Source organism: uncultured Marivita sp., from assembly GCF_947488135.1.
Classification (GTDB): domain Bacteria; phylum Pseudomonadota; class Alphaproteobacteria; order Rhodobacterales; family Rhodobacteraceae; genus Marivita.
Map to the genome: position 1 here is coordinate 301,645 of NZ_CANKYW010000003.1, position 22,838 is coordinate 324,482.

Sequence of the window (22,838 nt, forward strand, 5' to 3'; positions counted from 1 at the left end):
CGCAAAGCATGTGGAGCCTCGAAACACTCGGGCGCGTGCGGCTCTCAAGGCATTTCTACATGCGCGAGTTTCTGTATTCCGAGATCGGCAATTTTCACCGCATCCAGAACATTCCCGACGATCCCGATCTGGCCATCGCGCGGGGGCGGGCGTTTTGCGAAACACTGCTCGATCCGTTGCAAGAGACCTTTGGCCGGATCGGGGTACGGTCGGGCTATCGGTCTTCGGCGCTCAACAGGTTCGGCAATGAGAACGGCCTGAATTGCGCGCGCAACGACTACCCGCTGGAGTGTCACATCTGGGACCTGCCGGATGTGGAGGTGGCCGGGGCCAGCATCGTGATCCCGTGGTTTGCCGATCAGTACGAGCAGGGGCGCGATTGGCGGGATCTGGCGTGGTGGCTCTACGATCATCTGCCCTTTGCCGAGGCGTGGTTTTCCCCCAAGCTCTGTGCCTTCAACCTGTCCTGGCGGCCTGAACCGCAGCGCCGCATCGACAGCTACATCGCGCCGAAAGGCATGCTAGTCCGCAAGGGCCGGACCCCACCGGAGGACGCGGACGCGCGGGCTGCGCGCTACGCGGATTTCCCGGCCTTTCGCGGGATCGTCTATCCCTGACGCAGGGGCTGGACAGAGCGCGGTGGCGGGAGTAGCGTGATTTTGCACACCTATGCAAGCCTCGGGAGCCTGACCATGACACTGCCCAGAACACCGTCGTTCCGGTTGGACGGAAAGCGGGCGTTGGTGACGGGCGGATCGCGCGGAATTGGTTTCGGCCGCGCCGTGGCCCTGGCCGAAGCGGGCGCGCATGTGATCGTTGCCGCGCGTGGCGCGACACAGGTGCAGGCCGCGGTGAACGAAATGGCGCAGGCCGGGTTGAGCGCAGAGGCGCTGGTCCTTGATGTCACCGATATCGAGGCCGTGCGGGACGCGTTCGATGCGCACAAGTCCATTGATATCCTTGTCAATTCCGCCGGTCTGGCCCGGCACAGCCCCGCGCTTGAGACGACGCCCGAGGATTTCGACGCGGTGGCGGCGGTCAATATCCGGGCGGCCTATTTCCTGGCCCAGACCGCAGCGCGCCAGATGGTCGGGCGCGGTGGGTCTATAATCCAGATCTCCAGCCAGATGGCCCATGTCGGAGGCATCGACCGGGCGGTCTATTGCGGCACCAAGCACGCGGTCGAGGGCATGACCAAGGCGATGGCGATCGAATGGGGGCCGGAGAATATCCGCGTCAACACGATCTGCCCGACCTTCATCCTCACCGACCTGACCAAGCCCACCTTTGACGACCCTGAAAAGCGTGCCTGGATCGAGGCCAAGATCAAACTGCCGCGTGTGGGGCAGGTCGAGGACATCATGGGCGCGTGCCTGTTCCTGGCATCCGACGCCAGCGCGCTGGTCACCGGGACACCGCTTCTGGTCGACGGCGGATGGACGGCGGGATGAGCAGGCGCGTGACCTCTCTGGACGTGGCGGCGCGCGCTGGGGTCAGCCAATCGGCGGTCAGCCGGGTGTTCTCGGGCGCGTCGGCGAGCAAGGACACAGCGGCCAAGGTACGCGCGGCGGCCGAGGCGCTGGGCTACCGGCCCAACGTGCTGGCGCGCTCGCTCATCACCGGGCGCAGTCGGATCATCGGGATGGTGGTGGCCTATCTGGGCAACCCCTTCTACCCGGATGCGCTGGAGCGGTTCAGCCGCATCTTGCAGGACGAAGGGTATCACACGCTGGTCTTCACCCTGCCCGAAGGCGCGGGCGACACGGATACCGACCGGATCGTGCAGCAAATGCTCGACCACCAGGTCGATGGCATCATCCTCGCCAGCGTGGGTCTGGGCGACGCGCTTGCCGCGCGCTGCGAGGCGGCGGGCATTCCGGTGGTGCTGTTCAACCGGGGGCAGGCGGGCAGCGGTCTGGCGCAGGTCACGTCCGCCAACCGTCTGGGCGGTGCCAAGGTTGCGGAGTTCCTCGTCGCGGGGAACCATGCGCGGATCGGCCATGTCGCCGGGTGGCAGGGGTCGTCCACCGGGCGGGATCGGACCGAGGGATTTCTGGACCGGCTGGTCGCCCTCGGAACCGAGGCGGTTGGTGTCGAGGACGGGCGCTATGACCATGCCGAGGCGGTGCGTGCGACGGATATCCTGATCGCCAAGGGGTGCGATGCGCTGTTTGTCGGCAACGATCACATGGCGTTTGCCGTGATGGATCACCTGCGGTTCGATCTTGGACTGTCGGTGCCCGGAGACGTGTCGGTCGTCGGTTATGATGACGTGCCGATGGCGGCCTTTGCGGCCTATGACCTGACCACTGTGCGCCAGCCGGTCGGGCGCATGGTGAAGGCGACGGTGACGGGACTCCTTGACCAGATCGAAGACACATCGGCGCGCGCAGACATCACTGAAATCGACGGGCCGCTGATCCTGCGCGGATCGGCCCGCATACCGGAAGGCTTGAAATGAGAGGGTTCGACAACCGTTTCGCGGATTTCCCCGACTACATCCTCGGGATCACCAAGGAGATTTGGGAGGATCGCGGCCTTGGCGCGCGGATGAAGGACTATTACCACCCCGAGGTGATCGTCCGCACGCCTGCGGGCATCGGGTTCGGCGAACCGGCAATGACGGCGGCGACGATGGCGACCTGCCATGAATTCCCCGACCGGCAGTTGCTGGGCGAAGACGTGATCTGGTCTGGCAGGCCCGAGGTGGGGATGCTGTCCTCGCATCGCATCCTGTCCACGGCGACCCATGTAAATGACGGGCAATTCGGTCCCGCCACGGGGCGCAGGATCAAACTGCGGGCGCTGGCGGATTGCTATGCCAAGAACAACATGATCAGCGACGAATGGCTGATCCGCGACAACGGCGCGATTGTGCGGCAGTTGGGGTACGACGTGAAGGACTGGGCGCGCGAACGGATCGCACGGCTCGACCCGGAAACGCAACCGTTCCGCCCGGAGATCGATGTGCAGGGGCCCTATACCGGGCGCGGCAATGACAACCAGTGGGGCGAGGCGTTCGCGGCGCTTCTGACCCGGATGATGGCCGGTGAATTCTCGGTCATTCCCGACCAGTACGACCGCGCCATCCACGCCGAGTATCCGGGTGCGCAAACCGTGCACGGCACCGGCGGCGTCGATGCGTTCTGGCTGGGCCTGCGGTCTTCCTTCCCTTCGGCCAAGTTCGAGATCCACCACCAGATCGGCATGGAGGAGGCGAACATGCCGCCCCGCGCCGCGATCCGCTGGTCGCTGACCGGCAAGCACGATGGCTGGGGCACATTCGGCACCCCCACAGGGGCCGACGTGCACGTCATGGGGATCAGCCACGCAGAGTTCGGCCCACGCGGGCTGCGCCGGGAATGGACGCTCTACGACGAAACCGCGATCTGGATGCAAATTCTGGCCCGTCAGGGCTGACCAAAAGGACCACGACAATGACACCGCAAGAGATGGAAGCCAGCATCGTCCGTTACGGCGACCTGCAACCCTGCCGCACCGCGTTTATCGACGCCCACACGCCGGGCAGCGATCAAAAGGAGAACTTCACGATCATTGGCGGTGGTGTGTCCGAAAGCGCCGATCAGCACGTTCACATCACCGAAACCCCGGGCTTCAACATCGGTGCTGCGGGCCAGCCGCCCAAGTGTCGCAACTCTCTGCACAGCCACCGCACCGCCGAGGTGTTCTTTGTCCTCAAGGGCCGCTGGCGGTTTTTCTGGGGGCGCTGGGGCAACGCCGGCGAGGTGGTGCTCGAAGAGGGCGACATCTTCAACATCCCAACCGGCATCTTCCGGGGTTTCGAAAACATCGGCACCGATTACGGGATGATCATGGCGATCCTCGGCGGCGACGATGCAGGCGGTGGCGTGATCTGGGCACCGCAGGTGATCGAGGACGCCAAGGATCACGGACTGGTTCTGGGCGAAAACGGCAAGCTTTATGACAGCAAGAAGGGGCAGTCGCTTCCCGAGGGTGTAAAACCGATGCCGCTCTTGACCGATGACGAACTCAAGGGATTTCCCGAACCGACCACGGCCGATGTCATTCCCGGTCATATCGCCCGATACTGGGACCTGATGGCGCTTGCGGACAAGCAACCGGCCAGGGTGATCGGCCCCGACGCCAAGCTGAAGGATCGGCCCGGTTTCGACGTGGATTTCATCACGCGCGGGTCGATCCCCGAAGAGATGTATACCGTCGACAACCACGAAGTGCTGATGCCGATGCGCGGCCATTGGCGGCTGACTTGGGAGGGCGGCACGACCGCGCTCAATCCCGGTGACACGGTCGCCGTGCCACCCGGGCTGGCGCATAGTTTGACCCCGGCGATGACGGGCGAGGTGTCGATGTACCGCGTACGCTCGACCGACGATCCGGCCGGGACGACCTGGACAGGCGCGTAAAGCTCCGACTTGTGCCCCGGTCGTCGCGACCTACCATCCTACCCCACAGCGTCGGAGGAGGCCGCGATGACCGGAGACACATTGACCCTGCGCCCCGCAGAGCCGTCGGATACCGACGACCTCGACCGCCTGTTCGGGCAAAGCTACCCGGTGCTTCTCAAGCCCGACTACCCGCCCTCGGTTCTTGTGACGGCGGTGCCACTCATCTCCAAGGCGCAACCCGCGCTGATCGCGTCGGGCACCTTCTTCGTCGTCTGCGACGGACCCGAGATCGTGGGCGCAGGCGGCTGGACCATGCAGGCCCCCGGAGGCAAGCCGGGCGCACGCGGGATCGGACATATCCGGCACGTTGTGACCGACCATCGTCGCACCCGCCAGGGCATCGGGCGGCGGCTCATGGACCATATCGTGCTGCACGCCCATGCCTGCGGCATGACCCAGTTGCACTGTCAGAGCACCCGCACCGCCGTGCCCTTCTATGAGGCGATGGGCTTTGTCGCGCAGGGCGAGATCGACATCCCTCTGCGTCCGGGCATCGACTTTCCTGCGGTCTTCATGGTGCGAATTCTCGTCTGACCTTTGACGTGTGTCATGGCGCGCGGCCTCGATTTGCTGTGAACTGTCAGTCTCAGCCAAAGGAGGGGACCATTCTGACAATCACCAAACCCGAACCGAACCGCGTCGATATCGACCTGTCCGGCAAGATTTCGTCGGACGAAATGGCCAAGGGGCTCGATGAACTGCTGGAGCTGTCGCAGGATGTGAACGACGGTGTGATGCTGTATACGATCACATCCTTCGCCTTTCCTGATTTCGGTGCGATCGCCGTCGAGATGGCGCGGCTTCCCAAGCTGTTCAGCCTCTTGGGCCGGTTTGACCGCTGCGCCGTTCTGAGCGACGCCGCATGGCTTCGAACGGCGGCCGAGGTGGAAGGGGCTTTGCTGCCGGGGCTCGAGATCAAATCCTTCGATCTCACCGCCCGCGAAAAGGCGGAGGCCTGGCTGAAGAGCGGGGTCGCGTGATCAATCGGTAGGTCAGCATTGTTTACCCAATGTTTCGCGCGCGAAACATTGGGTCCGTTCTGGACCTATCTCTGAATGTCGATCACTTCGCGTTCCGTCACGATCATGTCGAGCGGTTGGTCCGTTGCCTCGAGCGGCAGGTCGTTGTCTTCCTGCGCGCCATAGGCAAAGCCGACGGCCAATGTCGGCTGGTTGGCTCGCAAAGCTTCCAGCGTGCGGTCATAGAACCCGCCGCCATAGCCCAGTCGACCCCCCGTACGGCTGAAGGCCACCAAGGGTACGATCAGCACCTCTGGAATCATCAACCTTTCGACCGCAGGGACGGCGGCCCCGAACGGCCCGTCCGCAAGCGCGCAGTCCGGCTCCCATTGGGAGAATACCAAGGGCTGACCCTTGGCGCGGATCACCGGAACGCCGACGACACCATGCGCCGCAGCCTCGGCCATGGCGGGCAGGGGGTCTATCTCGGTCCGGATCGCCAGGTAGCCCGACACCGGAACGCCGCGATATCCTGCGAGCACCTCGCTCAGATGCCCGGCCGCCCCCGGATGCGCCGCCTCATGCGCCGCCTTGCGCCGGGCGAAAGCGGCCTTGCGGGCCTCGGCTTTGCGCGCCTCCAGCGTCATAGCAAGACGATCACGGCAAGGCCGAGGAAGGCGAAGAAGCCGACCACATCGGTCACGGTCGTCACGAAGGCACCCGAGGCAAGGGCCGGGTCAATGCCCAGCTTTTCCAGAACGATCGGGATGCCGGTGCCCGCCAGGCCCGCCACGATGAGATTGATTACCATCGCCGCCGCGATCACGCCACCCAGCGCCAATGATCCGAACCAGACATAGCCCACTATCCCCATGATGACCGCAAAGGCCAGCCCGTTGATCGCCCCCACCAGCACCTCGCGCCGGATCACCCGCCAGACGTTCGATCCGGTCAAATCCTTGGTCGCCAGTGCACGAACAGCCACGGTCAGCGATTGCGTCCCGGCATTGCCACCCATCGACGCCACGATCGGCATGAGCACGGCCAACGCCACGATGGTGGCGATTGCATCCTCGAACTGGGCGATCACGAGGCTGGCGAGGATCGACGTGACAAGGTTGACCAGAAGCCAGGGAAACCGCCGCTTGGTGGTTTCGCGAACCCGGTCCGAGACCGAGCTTTCACTGTCCACACCGGCAAGGCGCAGGATGTCTTCCTCGTGTTCTTCGTCCAGCACCGCCATCGCGTCATCAATGGTGATGACGCCGACAAGCCGTTCGTTTTCATCGACCACCGGGGCCGAGATCAGATGGTACTGGTTGAACGCATAGGCGACATCGCCTTCGTATTGCGTGACCGGAATCACGTGGAACGTGTCCTCGACCAGCGACTTGAGCATCACCTCGCGGCGCGACCCCATGAGCTTGCCCAGCGTGACATTGCCCACAGGGCGAAGCTTTGGATCGACCAGAACGATATGGTAGAACTGCTCCGGCAGGTCATCGGAATTGCGCAGATAATCAATAGCTTCGCCGACATTCCAGTGTTCGGGCGCCATCACCACCTCGCGCTGCATCAGGCGACCGGCAGAGTATTCCGGGAAGGTGAGCGATTGCTGAACCGCGACCCGGTCACTGTCTTCGAGCGCGTCGAGAATGGCGTCCTGCTGCGGTTGATCGAGGTCTTCCAGAAGGTCGACCACATCATCGCTCTCAAGCTCGCGCACCGCGTCTGCCAGCACTTCGGGCGACAACAGGTCGATGACCTCTTCGCGGATCGATTCGTCGAGTTCCGACAGGATGTCGCCGTCGAATTCCTTGTCGTAGAGCTTGATCAGCCGCATCCGGTCGAACGCGTTGATCTGTTCCAGAAGGTCGGCGATATCCGCAGGGTGCAACGGATCCATCAGCGCGATCAGCTGCTCCCGGTCGTCGAGATCAACCGCGTTGAGGATTTGCGCAACCGCCTTGCGGTCGAGGGTGTAGGCGTCTTCGGACTCTTCAGCCTCGGGTGTCTCGATGGTTTGGTCGTCGCTCATCCTGCCCGGTGCCCCCTGTGCGTCAAAGATGTGGTTCGTTTACGCAATTCGTGCGGCAGACAACAGAGCCGCGGCGCAATTTACCTCCTCACATCGACGCGATAGGTTCGCGCTGCACAGGTCGAAAAGGGCCCTCCATGTCAGATATCACGCTTCACCTCGGCCAGACCCTCTGGTTCGACGGCAACCCGATGGTCGAGGGGCCCGAGGCCGCCCGCGTCGCGACACGCGGGGCCATCGCGGTGCAGGGCGGGCATGTGCTGGCGCGGGGTACGGCGGACGATCTGCGCCGGGATTACCCGCAGGCGACGGTCGAGGATCATGGAGCAGCGCTGATCCTTCCGGGTTTTATCGACGCCCATGTGCATTACCCGCAAACCGCGATCATCGCCAGTTGGGGCAAGCGGCTGATCGACTGGCTGAATACCTACACATTCCCCGAAGAGATGCGCTTTGGCGACCCGGACTACGCCGCAAAGATCGCGGAGAGCTATCTCGACCTCGCCTTGGCGAATGGCACCACGACGATGTGCAGCTATTGCACGATCCATCCACAAAGTGTGGACGCCTACTTCAAAGCCGCCGCGATGCGCGGGATGCGCGTGCTGGGCGGCAAGACCTGCATGGACCGCAATGCGCCCGACGGTCTGCTGGACACCGCTCAATCCGCCTACGATGACAGCAAGGCACTGCTGGAGCGGTGGCACGGGCAGGGCAGGGCGTCCTACGTCATCACGCCGCGATTCTCGCCCACGTCGACGCCCGAGCAATTATCGGCACTGGGGGCGTTGTGGGCCGAACACCCCGATTGCCTGATGCAGACCCATCTGAGCGAACAGACCGACGAAATCGCCTGGGTGCGCGGCCTGTTCCCCGCGGCGCACGATTACCTCGACACCTACGAGGCGCACGGGCTTCTGGGCGCGAACGGCGTCTACGGCCACGCCATCCACCTCGAGCCACGCGAACGCGACCGCCTGCGCGAGGTCGGCGCGGCTTTGGTGCATTGCCCCACATCCAACACTTTCATCGGGTCGGGGCTCTTCGACATGGCGGGGCTAGTGGCCGAAGGTCAACGCGTTGGTCTGGCCACGGATACCGGCGGCGGGTCGTCTTTCTCCATGCTCCGCACTATGGCGGCAGCCTACGAGGTGGCACAACTGCGCGGCACGGCGCTGCACCCGTCGGCCTTGCTGTGGCTGGCGACCGAAGGCTCGGCCCGCGCATTGCGCATCGCGGATCGCGTCGGGACGCTGGCACCGGGGAGCGAGGCGGATTTCATCACGCTGGATCTGGCGTCTACCCCCGCCATTTCGCAGCGAAGCGGACAGGCCGAGGACATCTGGGAGGCGGTGTTCCCGACGATCATGATGGGCGACGACCGGGCGGTGTCCGGGGTTTGGGTGATGGGGGAGAGGCAGGTGTAAAGGGTCGCTTTGCGGACGAAGCCGGCCTTCGAGGCTGAATTAAGGTAAAGTGACACGCAACAGTTGCCGAATGTGCTGAGTTGCTTTTTCCAATCTGTGCGACTTACCGGGGAGCCGGGACCGTGATGAATGATGCATCGCTACGGCGGCAGAGAAGGAACGCGCTAATTGGGGGCAAGTCTGAGCTGATCGAGTGTTGCTAGAGTATGCGTCATAAACTGCTGCGAAATTAGCTTCTCCGTGAAAATAATAAACCGAACCTAGGTCCCAATGGCGGTCAAGAATGGAGGCATCTCCAAAGTCAATCAGCGCCGCCAGCCTGTTATCAGAACAAATCAACTGTCTTTCATGAATGTCAGAATGGCAAACAACGGTTTCACCCTCACGAACCCGCTCTGAAACATCGCGGAGAAGAGCGAGTGTGGCCACCGCAAGGTCGGGCAAAGCTTTCAACAGTGGATGATCGAAACCATCGCGCCACAATTCTGGCAGCGGATTTTCAAACCGCTGCGCAACCCCTTCAAACGGATTGCTTTTCTGACCTACAATACAATCCTCATGCACTTGAAGCGGGCGACCGAACTCGACTGAACGAAGCTCATGTAGTGCGGCAAGCGTCTCTCCTAATCTTCTCCCTATTTGCTGTGACAGTGCCCCTCGTCGTGGATGGCTACCTGTGATGAAAGGCTCAAGACACCAACGTTTTCCTTCAAATGACTGACCGGTCGTTTCGGAGTTCAGTATGGGGGCCACAATCGCGCACCCTCGTGCGGACAACGAACTGCGAATAAAAGCGTCAACCACACCGTCCAGCACTCGGTCGCCGCCATTGAAAACCCGAAGCGCAAACAATCGGTTTGTCGACTGCACACGCCAAACGTCGCAAGTCGCGCCTTTCGCGAAAATGCTCGCTTGCAATGGTTTCTCGCCAATCTGGGACAAAAGAGACGTAAGAAAGTTTATGTCGATCTCTGCGGAACCCATGGCTCCTCCAGAATGTTTGACTTAGTCGGCAATTGATATCGGACATGCCACCACTGCAAAGTAGTGTCTGGGCTCCAAACTGCCATTCGGCGCCCCAGCATTAGTGCAACCTTACCACGTAAAAAAAGCCGCGTCAGGATCACCCAACGCAGCTAATCTTCACTGTCCGTGTGAATCGGAAGGCTTACTTGATCTTGCCTTCTTTGTACTCGACGTGCTTGCGCGCGACGGGGTCGTACTTCCGAACAGACATCTTTTCCGTCATCGTCCGCGCGTTTTTCTTGGTCACATAGAAATGACCCGTTCCCGCAGACGAGTTCAGGCGGATTTTGATTGTGGTCGGCTTCGCCATGGGTCGTCTCCTGCACCGGGCAAGGGATGCCCGTGAATTCCAGTATGAAAGCCGCCTTCTACCCGTGCGCGCGGGTGAGTCAACCCTTCAAGGTCGGCTTCTTTGTCGAAAGGGCCACAAAAAACGCGCGGAGGGCCTGTAAGCCGGATTCTGTCCACGGCGGATTGCTCCACCGATAGATGACCATTCCTCTGGGACCATTGTCGCCAACGGCCTCGTGCTGCCAACCCGGGGATCTGGGCTGAAGCGACCCTGCCGACGCGCGGCGCGATCCCCCTATTCGGCATTGCTCCCGGTGGGGCTTGCCATGCGGGGACTGTTGCCAGCCCCCCGGTGGGCTCTTACCCCACCGTTTCACCCTTGCCCCGGCGGACCGGGGCGGTCTGTTCTCTGTGGCGCTTTCCGTCGGGTTGCCCCGCCCGGGCGTTACCCGGCACCGTTGCTTCAGGGAGTCCGGACTTTCCTCCCCTTTTGACAGGGGCGGCCATCCGGCCCTCCGCGCAAGTGTCGGGTAGTCCAGCCGATGCGTGCCGTCAATCGAAACCGCCGCACGCTTCTTTGGGCCTGAAATACCTCAGGGGGGTCGGGGGGCTGTCCCCCCCCGATCGATCGGATCGGCCGCGCCGATCCGATGCTTCAGCGCAAGACGTAGGGCTGGTGCAGCCATTCCCATAGCGCATCATTGGTCTCGTCCGGCGTCTCCAGCGTCGGCAAATGGCCTGCGTCGTCCAGCACAACCAGACGCGCGTGCGGGATCAATTCGGCCATGAAGGTATGGCGCTTGACGGGACAGAGCGCGTCATGCGCCCCACACAGAACCAGCGCGGGCTGCTTGATCTTGCGCAGGGTCGACTGTTGGTCGCGCCGGCGTTGCAGGGCGCGCGACTGGTGGACAAAGACCTCGGGCCCTAACGTGTGCGCCATGTCCATCACCGTCTGGAGAACCGCCGGGCGGCGCGGGCCGGGGGCGAGGTAGTTGGGCTTCAACTCGTCCCGCATCACCTCGGTGAGCTTGCCGGAGCGGACCTTGACGATCTGCGGCTCGCGGTTGGCGGCGACCTGCGGCGTCTCGGCCAGGCAATTGGTGTCCATGAGCGCCACGCGCGTCACCCGTTCCGGGGCGCGACGCAGGACTTCCATCGCGACGATGCCGCCCATGCTGAGGCCCGCCAAAGCGAACTTTTGTGGCAAGAGCGGAAGGAGGCCCGAGGCAATCTCCTCGACCCTCTGGCCGTGGGTGATGGGCGCGACCATCACCGGGTGCGTCGCCGAGAACGCGCGGATTTGCGGCTCGAAAAGCCGCGCGTCGCACATCATTCCGGGCAGGAAGACGATGGGTTCGATCATGCGTCAGACGCGGCCCGAGGCCAGCTTGGCACCTGTCGCGAGCGTGGCCAGCTTGGCGTAGGCGATCTCGGGATCGACCGCGCCGAAGCCCGCGAAGGTGCCAAAGCCGCAATCGCTCCCCGCGATCACGCGGTCGGCGCCGACAATCCCGGCGAACCGTTCGATCCGCTGCGCCACGACTTCTGGGTGTTCTACGAAGTTGGTGGTCGAATCGATGACGCCTGGCACCAGCACCATGTCGTCGGGGATTTCGGTTTTGCGGTCGCGAAACACCGTCCACTCATGCGCATGGCGCGGGTTCGAGGTTTCGAAAAGCACCTGCCGCGCGCGGACCTTCATCAGGGTCGGGAACACCGTGTCCATGTCGATGTCGCAGACATGCGGGCCCTCGTAATTGCCCCAGCAGATATGTACCCGCACCCGGGAGGGGTCGATCCCGTCCAGCGCGTGATTCATCGCTTCGACATGAGCGTCCGCGATCTTGACGAACTCGGCATCGCTGAGATCGGTGAAGAGCATGTGACGCGAAAGCGCGAGATCCGGGCAGTCGAGTTGCAGCATCAGCCCGCTGTCCGCGATGGTGCGATATTCGTCCTTCATCGCGTCGGCGAGCGCGGCCAGATAGGCGTCGCGGGTCGGGTAGTAATCATTCTGCAAGAAAAGCGAGATAACGCCGGGAGATGCGGCGTTCATGAAGGCTTCCTGCGCGCCATGCGCCGCCATGCCGGCCTTGAGATTGGCGATGTCGGTTTCCAACTCGCCCTGGCCCTTGGATTTGACCTCGCCCACGCACATCGGGCGGGCGTATTGCGGTGTGCCGCCATCGTCCTTCAGCCGTTCCAGGAAGGTCGGGTAGAGCTTCAGGTCCGCAGGTGCGTTGCGGGGGCTGTCGCCATCAAAGCCGGTGTAGCGGTCCTTGACGTAGGTGGCGTAGCTGATCTTGGAGGTTTCCCCATCCGACACGATGTCGATCCCGGCCTCGACTTGGCGGCGCACGGTGTCTGATGCGGCTTCGGTCATGGCGGCGTCGAAGGCCTGCACGTCGTAATCCTGACCGTGTTCCCGCGCGAAAATGAAATCAACGACCTTTTGCGTTCGGGGCAGCGATCCGACATGGGTGGTCTTGATGCGCGTCATGGGGGCGGCCTCTTCTTGTGCATAGGTTTGCAGGGACACTAACAAATACCGCGCCGGGTGCCAGATGCTTCGAAGCATCTGGCCGCGCTTTTCCGAAAGCGCGGCGGCGCTCAGCCCATCAGCGCGCGGGCCAAGCTGTTCTGACGCTCGATCACGCGGGGCAGGTCAATGGTGGTCACATGGCCGTCGCACACGATCTGGCGTCCCTCGACCAACAGGTGCTTGACCCGAGTCGGTCCGGCCAGGAGCAGCGCCGGCGGGTCCCAGCTTCCTGCGCTTTCCACCCCCGTGACATCCCAGATGGCGAGATCGGCACGCTTGCCCACCGCGATCTGGCCGCAGTCGGTGCGACCCAGAACCTCGGCCCCGCCGCGCGTTGCGATGAACAGGGCCTCACGCGCGCTCATCGCGTTTGCACCATTGGCGACCCGTTGCAGCAGCATGGCCTGGCGCGCTTCGGCGATCAGATTGCCGGTGTCATTGCTGGCCGACCCGTCGACACCCAGACCCACGGGCACGCCCGCATCCCGCATGGCACGCACCGGGGCAATGCCAGAGCCAAGGCGGCAGTTCGAACAGGGGCAATGGGCAACACCGGTTCGGGATTTCGCAAAAAGGTCAATCTCTTGCCCGTCGAGCTTTACGCAATGCGCGTGCCAGACGTCCGGTCCGGTCCAGCCCAGGTCTTCGGCATATTGACCGGGGCGACAGCCGAATTTTTCCAGGCTGTAGGCAACGTCCTCGTCATTCTCGGCCAGATGCGTGTGCAACATCACCCCCTTGTCGCGCGCCAGTAAGGCGGCGTCGCGCATCAGGTCGCGACTGACCGAAAACGGCGAGCAGGGGGCCACGCCCACCCGCACCATCGCGCCGTCGCTGGCATCGTGATGGGCGTCGATCACGCGGATGCAGTCTTCGAGAATCGCCGCTTCGCACTCGACCAGACTGTCCAGGGGCAGGCCGCCATCGCTTTCGCCGATGCTCATGGCCCCGCGGGTTGGGTGAAATCGCATCCCGACGTCCTGCGCGGCGGCGATGGTGTCATCCAGCCGCGCGCCGTTGGGATAAAGATAGAGATGATCCGATGTCAGTGTGCAGCCGGACAGCGCCAGCTCTGCCAGCCCGATCTGGGCCGAGACATGGATCTCTTCGGGGCCAAAGCGCGCCCAGATCGGGTAGAGCGTCTGCAACCAGCCGAACAGCAGCGCGTCCTGCCCGCCGGGGACGGCGCGGGTCAGGCTTTGGTAAAGATGGTGATGGGTATTCACCAAGCCCGGCGTCACGACACAGCCACGTGCGTCGATGCTGTCGCCGGTGGCGTCCAAACCCGGTCCGATTTCCGCGATCACGCCGTCGGCGATGCGGATGTCCACGTTCTTCGGTTCGGACAGTGCCGTGTCCATCGTAAGGACGATGGTCGCGTTCTTGATCAGGATGGCCATGCCGTTCCCTCCACACATATCGTGCCCTTTTCAGTCGGGTGAGCCCGCCGGGGCGACAGAAAAGGAGCGGAAGGACTCGCCCTGGCGAGACAGGTGTAGCGCGAATGGGCGTCCGTGTCAGCCTTTGAGCAACGCCAAGGCCGCCGCGTGAAGCTCTGGCGTGGCGGCGGCAAGGGCCGTCCCGCCATCATGCGCGGGCGAGCCGTCCCATTGCGTGACCACGCCGCCAGCCGCCTCGATCACTGCGATGGGGGCTTGAATGTCGTAGGCGTTCAGCCCGGCTTCGATCACGAGGTCGATCTGACCGGCGGCAAGAAGCGCGTAGGCGTAGCAATCGCAGCCATAGCGGGTCAGCTTGACCTCGCGCGCCACGCGTTCGAACGCCACCCGCTGATCGGGTGTGCCGATTTCCGGGAAGGTCGAGAAGAGGATCGCCTGTGACAGATCGGTCGTCGCCTTGGTGCCTAGAGCCGCCTTGCGCCCCGGTCCCGTCCAGTCGCAGCGACCCAAGCCACCCATGAACCGTTCGCCGACATAGGGCTGGTCGATCATGCCCATGACGGGGCCGCTGCCGTTCGACAGGGCGATCAACACGCCCCAGGTCGGAGTGCCGCTGATGAAGGAGCGTGTCCCGTCGATCGGGTCGAGCACCCAGGTCAGACCGCTCGTTCCATCGACGGTGCCGTGCTCCTCGCCAAGGATGGCGTCGTCGGGGCGCAGTTCCGCAAGGACATCGCGCATCGCAGTTTCCGCCGCGCGGTCGGCGATGGTCACGGGGTCGAATCCGCCCGCGAGCTTGTTGTCGGTGTTGAGGCTGCTCGACCGGAAATGAGGAAGAATCTCATCGCGTGCGGCATCCGCCATACGTTCGGCCACTGACCAAAGGTCAGCGGCGTCGGTCGAAGTGAATTGTGTCATGAAACGCCTCCTGCAAGCAGCCCGTCAAGGGCTACCCCAGGCGGCAGGACGGCTCAAGCGACGTCTGACAGCACACGCGCCAGTTCGAAGAGGCGGCGTCTTTGGTTTTCCGGGATCGAATAGTACGATCGGATCAGGTCCAGTGCTTCCTTGTCGCCCAGAAGATCGGCAGGGATTGCTTCGGTCGGGAGACCGGAGGCCTGCTTTTCCTGCGCATCTTCCATGCCTTCGAAGAAAAAGGCGACCGGAACCTCGAGCGCGTCCGCGATATCCCAGAGGCGGGAGGCGCTGACCCGGTTGGCACCGGTTTCGTATTTCTGGATTTGCTGGAACTTGATTCCAACCTTTTCCGCCAGTTGTTGCTGGGTCATCCCAACCAGCCATCGGCGATGCCGAATGCGTTTTCCGACATGAACATCAACAGGATGCGCCATTTTAATCCCTTTCGCCAGAAGCAGTCTGTGGTCTTTTTATGTCGGAAGGCAGTGTAGTCTAGGCGAATTGACCAAAGACTAACGAGGACAACCTATCCGATTATTGATGCAGGAACGCTATAGCATGACAGGTATGAGGGCAAGAAAATTGGACCGCCTTGTCAGAAAAGGGTTAACAAATTGCAATCAAAACGGGATCTTTCGTAAGATGTTAGCGTAAACGGCGACTGCTTGCGGTGTTGGGCCGGTCTGCGTAAGTCAAAGTGAGACAATGAAAATTCAATGCAGGAGCCTGCCATGAAGGCATTTCAGGTCCAAAGTCACGATGTCGCGCCGAATATCGCCGATGTATCAGTGCCCGAACCGGCCCCCGGAGAGATTCGCGTCAGAATCCACGCCTGCGGGTTGAATTTCGCGGACTTGCTGATGGTGAAAGGCACCTATCAGGACACGCCGTCGTTGCCGTTCACTCTCGGGATGGAAGTGTCGGGCATTGTCGATGCGCTGGGCAGCGATGTGACCGGGCTCGCGCCGGGGGATCGTGTGGCGGTGTTTGGCGGTCAGGGCGGGCTGGCCGAGTACGGCTGTTTCGACGCGCGCCGTGCCGTGAAGATCCCCGATGCCATGTCCATGGTCGATGCTGCCGCGTTTCAGATCGCCTACGGAACGAGCCATGTCGCACTCGACCACCGGGCGCGTCTGCAACCCGGTGAAACGCTTCTCGTGCTCGGCGCGGCGGGCGGGGTCGGTCTGACCGCGGTCGAGATCGGCAAGCTCATGGGCGCCACGGTCGTGGCCTGTGCCCGCGGTGCGGCCAAGTTGGACGCCGCGCGCAAGGCGGGGGCGGATCACCTGATCGACGCCGAAACGCAGGACATCCGGGCGGAGATGAAGGCGCTTGGCGGTGCGGACGTTGTGTATGACCCGGTGGGCGGCGCGCAATTCGATGCGGCGTTTCGGTCCTGCAAGCCCGAAGCGCGTCTTTTGCCGATCGGATTTGCCAGCGGGGAGGTGCCGCAGATCAAGTCGAACCATCTCCTGGTGAAAAACCTGTCGGTTCTGGGCGTCTACTGGGGCGGCTACCTGCAATTCCGGCCGGAAATCGTGACCGACAGCCTGGCGACGTTGATGCGCTGGTATTGCGACGGGAAGCTCAAGCCGCATGTCAGCCACACGCTGTCTTTCGACGCCGTCGCCGAAGGTCTGGAATTGCTTCGGTCGCGAAAATCCACCGGGAAAGTGGTGATCGACATCGCCTCTTGATCGAAACCGTAAGACGGGCTGCTGCTATTCAGCAGCGGCGCGCAGGTCGACGCCTGAAATTGCCGCGAATTCGCGGCGCAGCAGGTCGCAGAGCGGCTCGATGATCTGCGGTCGTGCCGTGCCGCGATAGAGTGCGACGGACTGATGCCCCAGCTCCGGCAGGTTGGCAGAGGTCGGGATCGCTTCGAACTGCGGCGGCTCGTGCCCTTCGAGCACCGAGGTGATTGCCAGATCGGCGCTGACCGCGACTTCGATGGCGCGGTCGCTGTCCGAGGACAGCACCAAATCCCAGGGCGCACCTGTCTTTTCGAGTTTGCCAAGCGCAACTGGGCGAAATGAACAATGGTTGCAGAACGCGACGGGCAGGGGGGTCATCTTCCAGGCCTGTCCACCCGGCGCACCGTACCAGCGCAGGGGCACCTTCATCAGAATCTCGGCAGCGCCATCGGGATGGGTTTCCGTCGTCAGAATCACATCCACTTCGCCACGAGCGAACCGTTCCTTGAGATCGCTGGAATAAGAGCTGTGCAGTTGCACCTTCACACGCGGGAAGTCGCGTTGCATCGCTTTCATCACATTCGGGATCGCCGGATATATAATGTCATGCGGCACGCCGAGGATGATCTCGCCTTCCCACACGGTGTTGGTCAGCTTGCCGTACACCTCGTCATTGAGATCGACGATGCGTCTCGCATAAGCCAGAAGCTGCTCTCCGGCGGAGGTCAGAACGACGCCGCGCCCCTGTCGGTCCAAGAGCGTGAGATCAAGACTTTCTTCCAACCGTTTGATCTGCATCGACACGGCGGATTGCGTCAGGTTCAGGAACGACGCCGCCCGAGTCACGCCCCCCGCATCCGCGACGGCGATGAACGATCTGAGCGTGGTGATGTCGAGGTTTCGCATTCATCATATTCCGTGATCAATGAGTTCAATAACATTCGTTTCACAAATGTGAGTACCATCTCCATATACATCAGGAAAGGCGATGGTTTCAGGGGAAAGCATCACAGATGTGAAAGGAAAGATCATGATGAGCCTGATGGATTCAGTCTTTGGCCGCGTGCAGCACACGAAATCACGCGGCACCGTTTTGGACCGTTTGAACGCGGCGATGGCACTGCATCGCAGCCGCGCTCGGTTGGCGGCGCTCGATGCGCATCTTCTCGACGATATCGGTCTCGACCAACGGACCGCCGAGAGAGAGGCATCGCGCCCGATTTGGGACGCTCCGGGGACCTGGACACAGTAAAATTGCGCAAGCTTCACGCTTGGCTGACAGAAAAATGTATATTGGATGCATTTTTCGACACATCCCTTCAAGTTGAGCGCTTGAAATGCGGAGCAGAAGACCCGATATTCGTGTCATCTGTCTCCGCATGTGCGCGAGACGCCTGAGTTTTATTCGGAGGGATAAATGGCTGAGTACAACACAATCCGGACGACCGGCGTTGCTGGCGCCCGAGCCGCCCAGATTGATGAGGGGCTGCGAACACATATGAACAAGGTCTATGCGACCATGTCGATTGGCATGTTGCTGACCTTTGCGGTCGCTTGGGCCGTGGGCACCAGCCCCCAGTTGCTGGCCGTTTTCCGCGACCCAGTGACCCTGTCGCCCAACATCTTGGGCTGGATCGTCATGTTCGCACCGCTGATCATGGTTTTCGCGTTCAGCGCGATGATCAACAAGATATCGGCCGCGGCGGCGCAGACCTTCTTTTACGTCTTCGCATCCGTCATGGGCCTGAGCCTGAGCTGGATCTTCGTGGCCTTCACCGGCATGTCGATCGCACAGGTCTTCCTCGTGACATCGATCGCCTTCGCGGGCCTGTCGCTCTGGGGCTATACGACGAAGAAAGACATCTCGGGTTGGGGATCGTTCCTCATCATGGGTGTGATCGGTCTCATCGTGGCGTCGATCATCAACATCTTCCTGGGATCGCCCGCGATCATGTTTGCGATCTCGATCCTCGGTGTTCTGATCTTCGCGGGTCTTACCGCCTATGACACGCAGTCGATCAAGAACGAATACATCGAGCACGCCGCCCACGCGGACAGCGAGTGGTTGCAGAAGTCAGGTATCATGGGCGCGCTGCGTCTCTACCTGGACTTCATCAACATGTTCATGTTCCTGCTGCAATTGCTTGGCAATCGCGAATAACCGCAGCGAGCTTTGACCAAATTGGGGCTGGCCTTTAGGGGCCAGCCCTTTTTTGTTCAAGCGTCCGGCTTTCCCAGAATTTTATGGCGCACGCCCAGAAACTTCGTACGAAGTTTCTGAGAGCGGAATGAAGAATTTGTTAATCAGAGAAGAGGCCCTAACGTGACGGCCTCAGACCCCAACATCAGGTCCAAGACACATCATCGGCTCGTCGTTCTGCTGCGCCTCATAGAGCGTCGTTGCATTCGGATCGTTCTCGAAAATCGCGCGAAGCCCGTTGGCCTCTTTGAAGAACGACCAGCATTGCGGCGTCGGGTTGTCCTCGTAGACAAAGCAGATCATGCCCTGATCTTCGTACCAGACCCCGTCCTTGCACTTCCCATCCAGAAACGACCAACGCACCCGTCGATTCTCGAGATATTCCTCGACCCCGTAGGCTTCACCGTTCTGGCCGAAATAAAGCGTCTTGCCAGTCACATAGGCTTCGAATTGCGCGCCGCTCAAAGGCTCGGCGGCCCAGACGGGTGCTGCGAGCAGGGCGGCACAAGCCGCGGAAGTCAGAAACTGTTTCATGGTGTCGAGCCTAGCCAAGAGACGGCTCGCACACAAATGACATCGGCGTAAGTTTTCCGAAAAAACGCAGACGTTCCCGATCCGCCTCGCGGCTCCGGCGCAGGGGTCCTGTCGAGCGTCGCTTTCAGGCTCGTCGGCGGGTCGCCTCTGTGCCACTCTGCCACCAGACGGAAGCAAAGGACGATCCCGATGGCATTGGACGAACGCAAGGGGGTGTGGAAATCCGGACGCGGCAAGGGCCGTGTGACGCCCAAGGGCCGTCAATATTCGGACGATGCACTGGCCGAGGTTCAAGCGCTTCTTGGCACCCGCCCGCGTCGCCGTGACCTGCTGATCGAATTCCTGCATCTGATCCAGGATGAGTACGGGTATCTGAGCGCGGCCCATCTTCGGGCTTTGGCCGAAGAAATGCGCCTCAGCATGGCCGAGGTTTACGAGGTGGCCACCTTCTACGCGCATTTCGACGTGGTCAAAGAGGGGGAAACACCGCCGCCCGCGCTGACCATCCGTGTGTGCGACTCGCTCTCCTGCGAACTGGCTGGCGCTCAGGCCCTGCAAGAGGCCTTGGAAGAGGGGCTCGATCCGTCCGAGGTGCGCGTCGTCCGCGCGCCCTGCATGGGCCGTTGCGACACCGCCCCGGTGCTGGAACTGGGCCACAACCATATTGATCACGCGACCCCCGAAAAGGTACAAGCGGCCATCGCGGCAGGCGACACCCACGCGCATATCCCCGACTATCAGGATCTCAACGCCTATCTCAAAACCGGCGGCTACTCCGCGCTCATCGACCTGCGCGTCAATGGGGATTGGCAAGAGGTTCAGGACACGGTGCTGTCCTCCGGTCTGCGCGGTCTGGGTGGAGCGGGCTTTCCGTCCGGCAAGAAATGGGGCTTCGTGCGTGCCAATCCCGGACCGCGTTACCTCGCTGTGAACGGCGATGAGGGCGAGCCGGGCACGTTCAAGGACCGCTTCTACCTCGAACGGGTGCCGCATCTCTTCCTCGAAGGGATGCTGATCGCCGCCTGGGCGGTCGAGGCCGAGACCTGTTTCATCTACATGCGGGATGAATACCCGGCCGTGCTCGAAATCCTGCGCCGCGAGATCGCCGCTCTGGAGGCGGCCGGCATGATAGCCCTCGGCTATATCGATCTGCGGCGCGGCGCCGGGGCCTATATCTGTGGCGAAGAATCCGCGATGATCGAAAGCATCGAGGGCAAGCGCGGCATCCCGCGCCATCGCCCGCCTTATGTGGCGCAGGTCGGGATTTTCGACCGTCCGACCCTCGTTCACAATATCGAAACGCTCTACTGGATCGCCCGCGTCTGCCGTGAGGGGCCAGAGTGTCTGAACACCACCGAACAAAACGGTCGCACCGGCCTGCGCTCCTATTCCGTGTCCGGCCGTGTGGCGAAACCGGGGGTCTATCTCCTCCCCGCTGGCAGCACGATCACCGACATCATCGCGGCGGCTGGCGGCATGGCCGAAGGTCACAGCTTCAAGGCTTACCAACCCGGTGGCCCGTCCTCGGGCATCCTGCCTGCGTCGATGAACGACCTGCCTCTGGATTTCGACACGCTGCAACCCCACGGAAGCTTCATCGGTTCCGCCGCCGTCGTGGTTCTGTCTGACAAGGACCGTGTTCGCGACGCCGCGCTCAACATGCTGCGCTTCTTCGAGGATGAAAGCTGTGGTCAATGCACGCCCTGCCGGGTCGGTTGCGAAAAGGCGGTCAAGCTCATGCAGGCCGAGCATTGGAACCAGCCGCTTCTCGAAGAACTGTGTCAGGCGATGGCCGATGCGTCGATCTGTGGGCTGGGGCAGGCGGCGCCGAACCCGATCCGCCTGACGATCAAGCATTTCCCGGACGAGGTCTGAGCCTTCCATCTTGGCGGTGAAAGCACTAGGTGAAGGGCAATGACCCAGTAACGGACGGCCCGCCATGTCCTTTTTCGGCAAGCTGAAATCGAAGCTCTTCAAATCCTCCTCCAAGCTGGACGAGGGCTTGGATGCCATCGTCGCTGATGGTGGTGAGGAAACCCCGACACCCGAGGCACCGCCGCCGAACGATCCGCCGCCACCCTCCGAGCCGGAGCCGCAGACACCGCCCCCGGATGTCCCAGCGCCCGAGACACCGGAAGAGGTGCCCGAGCCGGACCTGCCGGAACCCGATGCACCACAGGAAGTGCCGCAACCGGATTTGCCCGAACCGGAGGCCCCGCAAGAGGTGCCTCAGCCCGACCTGCCGGGACAGGATAGACCCGCCCCCCCCGGCCCGGACATGCCCGCGCCCGAACCGACACCGGTCAGCCCGCCCGCGCCTCCGCAGGGCGTGCCGCAACCCAGCGATCCGATCCCGACACCACCATCCGAAATACAACCCGCCACGCCGACCGAGATCCCGGTGCAATCGGTGGGGATCGCCGATGTCGCCCCGACAGCCGAGGCGGCCAAACCGGGGTTCCTGGACCGTCTTCTGGGCCGCAAGGCCGCGCCGACCGAGATCCGGCGCGAACTGGATGACGACATGCTCGAACAGCTCGAGGAGCTGCTGATCCAGGCTGATATGGGCGTCGATACCTCGCTGCGCGTGACCGCCAATATCGCCGAAGGCCGATACGGAAAGAAGCTGAGCGTGCGCGAGATCAAAGAATTGCTCGCAGGCGAAGTCGCCCGCATCATGGATCCGGTTGCCAAACCGATGCCGCTCTACCCCACCAAACCGCAAGTGGTGCTGGTGGTCGGTGTCAATGGCTCGGGCAAGACCACGACCATCGGCAAGCTCGCCAGCCAGTTTCGCGCGGCGGGCAAGAAAGTCGTGATCGCCGCGGGCGACACCTTCCGCGCCGCTGCCGTCGAACAGCTCCAGGTCTGGGGGGACCGCGCAGGCGTCCCCGTACTCACGGCGCCAGAAGGCTCCGACCCCGCCAGCCTCGCATTCGACGCCATGACCAAGGCGCAGGCCGATGGCGCGGATCTGCTGATGATCGACACCGCAGGCCGCCTGCAAAACCGTCAGGACCTGATGGAGGAACTTGCCAAGATCGTCCGCGTGATCCGCAAGAAAGACCCGGACGCGCCGCACAACACGCTTCTGGTTCTTGATGCAACAACCGGACAGAACGCGCTCTCCCAGGTCGAGACCTTCCAGAAGCTGGCCGATGTCTCTGGTCTCGTGATGACGAAACTCGACGGCACAGCCAAAGGGGGCGTGCTGGTCGCACTGGCTGACAAGTTCGGCCTGCCCATCCACGCCATCGGCGTGGGCGAACAGATCGACGACCTGCAACCCTTCGACCCAGAGGAATTCGCCGCTGCTTTGATCGGCCTCGAGACGGAATGAGGGTTTCTTTGGGCCCCA

24 protein-coding genes and 1 other RNA gene are annotated in these 22,838 nt (G+C 62.4%); 13 read left to right on the forward strand and 12 right to left on the reverse strand.

Features of this window, described 5'->3' with window-relative positions; translation table 11 throughout:
• The first annotated feature begins 8 nt into the window (after positions 1-8).
• The 7 genes from Q1B16_RS12400 to Q1B16_RS12430 all read left to right on the forward strand — a co-directional run bounded on the left by Q1B16_RS12400 (position 9) and on the right by Q1B16_RS12430 (position 5,428).
• Positions 9-617 (forward strand): hypothetical protein, encoded by a 609-nt coding sequence (locus Q1B16_RS12400; protein ID WP_299788986.1) that lies wholly within the window; start codon positions 9-11, stop codon positions 615-617.
• A gap of 75 nt (positions 618-692) precedes the next feature.
• Entirely contained in the window at positions 693-1,451 is a 759-nt protein-coding gene (locus Q1B16_RS12405; RefSeq protein WP_299788807.1) for an SDR family oxidoreductase, read from the forward strand.
• A complete protein-coding gene (locus Q1B16_RS12410) occupies positions 1,448-2,461 on the forward strand; it encodes a LacI family DNA-binding transcriptional regulator (protein WP_299788809.1) in 1,014 nt (337 codons plus the stop codon). The genes Q1B16_RS12405 and Q1B16_RS12410 overlap by 4 nt, the downstream gene beginning before the upstream one ends.
• Positions 2,458-3,420, forward strand: coding sequence for a nuclear transport factor 2 family protein (locus Q1B16_RS12415; protein ID WP_299788811.1), 963 nt, complete (start codon positions 2,458-2,460; stop codon positions 3,418-3,420). Before Q1B16_RS12410 ends, Q1B16_RS12415 begins: the two co-directional genes overlap by 4 nt.
• Before the next feature lie 17 nt (positions 3,421-3,437).
• Positions 3,438-4,406 (forward strand): cupin domain-containing protein, encoded by a 969-nt coding sequence (locus Q1B16_RS12420; RefSeq protein ID WP_299788813.1) that lies wholly within the window; start codon positions 3,438-3,440, stop codon positions 4,404-4,406.
• 66 nt (positions 4,407-4,472) lie between these two features.
• Positions 4,473-4,982 (forward strand): GNAT family N-acetyltransferase, encoded by a 510-nt coding sequence (locus tag Q1B16_RS12425; protein WP_299788816.1) that lies wholly within the window; start codon positions 4,473-4,475, stop codon positions 4,980-4,982.
• Between the two features lie 38 nt (positions 4,983-5,020).
• Positions 5,021-5,428 carry an STAS/SEC14 domain-containing protein gene (locus Q1B16_RS12430; protein WP_299788818.1) on the forward strand — a complete coding sequence of 136 codons (408 nt, stop codon included), beginning with the start codon at positions 5,021-5,023 and terminating at the stop codon, positions 5,426-5,428.
• A 65-nt stretch (positions 5,429-5,493) separates the two neighbouring features.
• Here Q1B16_RS12430 and Q1B16_RS12435 read toward each other — a convergent pair whose 3' ends face one another.
• The gene (locus Q1B16_RS12435) at positions 5,494-6,054 is read right to left on the reverse strand and encodes a 5-formyltetrahydrofolate cyclo-ligase (protein ID WP_299788820.1); all 561 of its coding nucleotides are present in this window, start codon (positions 6,052-6,054) and stop codon (positions 5,494-5,496) included.
• Positions 6,051-7,445 (reverse strand): magnesium transporter, encoded by a 1,395-nt coding sequence (mgtE, locus tag Q1B16_RS12440; RefSeq protein ID WP_299788822.1) that lies wholly within the window; start codon positions 7,443-7,445, stop codon positions 6,051-6,053. The genes Q1B16_RS12435 and mgtE overlap by 4 nt, the downstream gene beginning before the upstream one ends.
• A gap of 137 nt (positions 7,446-7,582) precedes the next feature.
• On the opposite strand from mgtE, the gene guaD reads away from it, so the two are divergent.
• Positions 7,583-8,872 (forward strand): guanine deaminase, encoded by a 1,290-nt coding sequence (gene guaD / locus Q1B16_RS12445; RefSeq protein ID WP_299788824.1) that lies wholly within the window; start codon positions 7,583-7,585, stop codon positions 8,870-8,872.
• A 39-nt stretch (positions 8,873-8,911) separates the two neighbouring features.
• On the opposite strand, the gene Q1B16_RS12450 is transcribed toward guaD, so the two are convergent.
• The 8 genes from Q1B16_RS12450 to Q1B16_RS12485 form a co-directional block, all read right to left on the reverse strand.
• The gene (locus Q1B16_RS12450; protein WP_299788827.1) at positions 8,912-9,856 is read right to left on the reverse strand and encodes an aminoglycoside phosphotransferase family protein; all 945 of its coding nucleotides are present in this window, start codon (positions 9,854-9,856) and stop codon (positions 8,912-8,914) included.
• A gap of 184 nt (positions 9,857-10,040) precedes the next feature.
• Complete coding sequence (gene rpmG / locus Q1B16_RS12455; RefSeq protein ID WP_028958297.1) at positions 10,041-10,208, reverse strand: 50S ribosomal protein L33; 168 nt, start codon at positions 10,206-10,208, stop codon at positions 10,041-10,043.
• A gap of 123 nt (positions 10,209-10,331) precedes the next feature.
• Positions 10,332-10,708, reverse strand: an RNA gene (rnpB, locus tag Q1B16_RS12460) — RNase P RNA component class A.
• 136 nt (positions 10,709-10,844) lie between these two features.
• Positions 10,845-11,555 carry an alpha/beta hydrolase gene (locus Q1B16_RS12465; RefSeq protein WP_299788847.1) on the reverse strand — a complete coding sequence of 237 codons (711 nt, stop codon included), beginning with the start codon at positions 11,553-11,555 and terminating at the stop codon, positions 10,845-10,847.
• A 3-nt stretch (positions 11,556-11,558) separates the two neighbouring features.
• Complete coding sequence (locus tag Q1B16_RS12470) at positions 11,559-12,692, reverse strand: cobalamin-independent methionine synthase II family protein (RefSeq protein ID WP_299788849.1); 1,134 nt, start codon at positions 12,690-12,692, stop codon at positions 11,559-11,561.
• A 110-nt stretch (positions 12,693-12,802) separates the two neighbouring features.
• Positions 12,803-14,134, reverse strand: a complete 1,332-nt coding sequence (locus tag Q1B16_RS12475; RefSeq protein ID WP_299788851.1) for an 8-oxoguanine deaminase — start codon at positions 14,132-14,134, stop codon at positions 12,803-12,805.
• Between the two features lie 117 nt (positions 14,135-14,251).
• A complete protein-coding gene (gene hisN, locus Q1B16_RS12480) occupies positions 14,252-15,052 on the reverse strand; it encodes a histidinol-phosphatase (RefSeq protein WP_299788852.1) in 801 nt (266 codons plus the stop codon).
• 53 nt (positions 15,053-15,105) lie between these two features.
• Positions 15,106-15,486 (reverse strand): helix-turn-helix transcriptional regulator, encoded by a 381-nt coding sequence (locus Q1B16_RS12485; RefSeq protein WP_299788888.1) that lies wholly within the window; start codon positions 15,484-15,486, stop codon positions 15,106-15,108.
• Between the two features lie 297 nt (positions 15,487-15,783).
• Between Q1B16_RS12485 and Q1B16_RS12490 the strand changes: the two genes are divergently transcribed.
• Entirely contained in the window at positions 15,784-16,749 is a 966-nt protein-coding gene (locus tag Q1B16_RS12490) for an NADPH:quinone oxidoreductase family protein (protein ID WP_299788891.1), read from the forward strand.
• A 24-nt stretch (positions 16,750-16,773) separates the two neighbouring features.
• Here Q1B16_RS12490 and Q1B16_RS12495 read toward each other — a convergent pair whose 3' ends face one another.
• Complete coding sequence (locus tag Q1B16_RS12495; protein WP_299788894.1) at positions 16,774-17,652, reverse strand: LysR family transcriptional regulator; 879 nt, start codon at positions 17,650-17,652, stop codon at positions 16,774-16,776.
• A gap of 124 nt (positions 17,653-17,776) precedes the next feature.
• Between Q1B16_RS12495 and Q1B16_RS12500 the strand changes: the two genes are divergently transcribed.
• Both Q1B16_RS12500 and Q1B16_RS12505 read left to right on the forward strand, forming a co-directional pair.
• Complete coding sequence (locus tag Q1B16_RS12500; protein WP_299788897.1) at positions 17,777-17,998, forward strand: DUF1127 domain-containing protein; 222 nt, start codon at positions 17,777-17,779, stop codon at positions 17,996-17,998.
• Between the two features lie 165 nt (positions 17,999-18,163).
• Positions 18,164-18,907: a Bax inhibitor-1/YccA family protein gene (locus Q1B16_RS12505; protein ID WP_299788900.1), complete on the forward strand. Its 744-nt coding sequence runs from the start codon at positions 18,164-18,166 to the stop codon at positions 18,905-18,907.
• A gap of 171 nt (positions 18,908-19,078) precedes the next feature.
• On the opposite strand, the gene Q1B16_RS12510 is transcribed toward Q1B16_RS12505, so the two are convergent.
• Positions 19,079-19,480, reverse strand: a complete 402-nt coding sequence (locus tag Q1B16_RS12510) for a hypothetical protein (RefSeq protein WP_299788903.1) — start codon at positions 19,478-19,480, stop codon at positions 19,079-19,081.
• A gap of 189 nt (positions 19,481-19,669) precedes the next feature.
• Between Q1B16_RS12510 and Q1B16_RS12515 the strand changes: the two genes are divergently transcribed.
• Both Q1B16_RS12515 and ftsY read left to right on the forward strand, forming a co-directional pair.
• Positions 19,670-21,355: an NAD(P)H-dependent oxidoreductase subunit E gene (locus tag Q1B16_RS12515; protein ID WP_299788906.1), complete on the forward strand. Its 1,686-nt coding sequence runs from the start codon at positions 19,670-19,672 to the stop codon at positions 21,353-21,355.
• Positions 21,356-21,419: 64 nt separating this feature from the next.
• Positions 21,420-22,820 (forward strand): signal recognition particle-docking protein FtsY, encoded by a 1,401-nt coding sequence (gene ftsY / locus Q1B16_RS12520; RefSeq protein WP_299788909.1) that lies wholly within the window; start codon positions 21,420-21,422, stop codon positions 22,818-22,820.
• Positions 22,821-22,838 lie beyond the last annotated feature (18 nt).

What these genes read in the sequence shown, in the direction of transcription:
- guaD (WP_299788824.1), top strand. Translation starts at nt 7,583, where the DNA reads ATGTCAGATATCACGCTTCACCTCGGCCAGACCCTCTGGTTCGACGGC.
- Q1B16_RS12400 (WP_299788986.1), top strand. Translation starts at nt 9, where the DNA reads ATGTGGAGCCTCGAAACACTCGGGCGCGTGCGGCTCTCAAGGCATTTC.
- Q1B16_RS12495 (WP_299788894.1), bottom strand. Translation starts at nt 17,652, where the DNA reads ATGCGAAACCTCGACATCACCACGCTCAGATCGTTCATCGCCGTCGCG.
- Q1B16_RS12450 (WP_299788827.1), bottom strand. Translation starts at nt 9,856, where the DNA reads ATGGGTTCCGCAGAGATCGACATAAACTTTCTTACGTCTCTTTTGTCC.
- Q1B16_RS12490 (WP_299788891.1), top strand. Translation starts at nt 15,784, where the DNA reads ATGAAGGCATTTCAGGTCCAAAGTCACGATGTCGCGCCGAATATCGCC.
- ftsY (WP_299788909.1), top strand. Translation starts at nt 21,420, where the DNA reads ATGTCCTTTTTCGGCAAGCTGAAATCGAAGCTCTTCAAATCCTCCTCC.
- Q1B16_RS12425 (WP_299788816.1), top strand. Translation starts at nt 4,473, where the DNA reads ATGACCGGAGACACATTGACCCTGCGCCCCGCAGAGCCGTCGGATACC.
- Q1B16_RS12500 (WP_299788897.1), top strand. Translation starts at nt 17,777, where the DNA reads ATGATGAGCCTGATGGATTCAGTCTTTGGCCGCGTGCAGCACACGAAA.
- Q1B16_RS12485 (WP_299788888.1), bottom strand. Translation starts at nt 15,486, where the DNA reads ATGGCGCATCCTGTTGATGTTCATGTCGGAAAACGCATTCGGCATCGC.
- Q1B16_RS12415 (WP_299788811.1), top strand. Translation starts at nt 2,458, where the DNA reads ATGAGAGGGTTCGACAACCGTTTCGCGGATTTCCCCGACTACATCCTC.
- Q1B16_RS12475 (WP_299788851.1), bottom strand. Translation starts at nt 14,134, where the DNA reads ATGGCCATCCTGATCAAGAACGCGACCATCGTCCTTACGATGGACACG.
- Q1B16_RS12435 (WP_299788820.1), bottom strand. Translation starts at nt 6,054, where the DNA reads ATGACGCTGGAGGCGCGCAAAGCCGAGGCCCGCAAGGCCGCTTTCGCC.
- Q1B16_RS12465 (WP_299788847.1), bottom strand. Translation starts at nt 11,555, where the DNA reads ATGATCGAACCCATCGTCTTCCTGCCCGGAATGATGTGCGACGCGCGG.
- Q1B16_RS12410 (WP_299788809.1), top strand. Translation starts at nt 1,448, where the DNA reads ATGAGCAGGCGCGTGACCTCTCTGGACGTGGCGGCGCGCGCTGGGGTC.
- hisN (WP_299788852.1), bottom strand. Translation starts at nt 15,052, where the DNA reads ATGACACAATTCACTTCGACCGACGCCGCTGACCTTTGGTCAGTGGCC.
- Q1B16_RS12420 (WP_299788813.1), top strand. Translation starts at nt 3,438, where the DNA reads ATGACACCGCAAGAGATGGAAGCCAGCATCGTCCGTTACGGCGACCTG.
- Q1B16_RS12515 (WP_299788906.1), top strand. Translation starts at nt 19,670, where the DNA reads ATGGCATTGGACGAACGCAAGGGGGTGTGGAAATCCGGACGCGGCAAG.
- Q1B16_RS12505 (WP_299788900.1), top strand. Translation starts at nt 18,164, where the DNA reads ATGGCTGAGTACAACACAATCCGGACGACCGGCGTTGCTGGCGCCCGA.
- Q1B16_RS12470 (WP_299788849.1), bottom strand. Translation starts at nt 12,692, where the DNA reads ATGACGCGCATCAAGACCACCCATGTCGGATCGCTGCCCCGAACGCAA.
- mgtE (WP_299788822.1), bottom strand. Translation starts at nt 7,445, where the DNA reads ATGAGCGACGACCAAACCATCGAGACACCCGAGGCTGAAGAGTCCGAA.
- rpmG (WP_028958297.1), bottom strand. Translation starts at nt 10,208, where the DNA reads ATGGCGAAGCCGACCACAATCAAAATCCGCCTGAACTCGTCTGCGGGA.
- Q1B16_RS12510 (WP_299788903.1), bottom strand. Translation starts at nt 19,480, where the DNA reads ATGAAACAGTTTCTGACTTCCGCGGCTTGTGCCGCCCTGCTCGCAGCA.
- Q1B16_RS12405 (WP_299788807.1), top strand. Translation starts at nt 693, where the DNA reads ATGACACTGCCCAGAACACCGTCGTTCCGGTTGGACGGAAAGCGGGCG.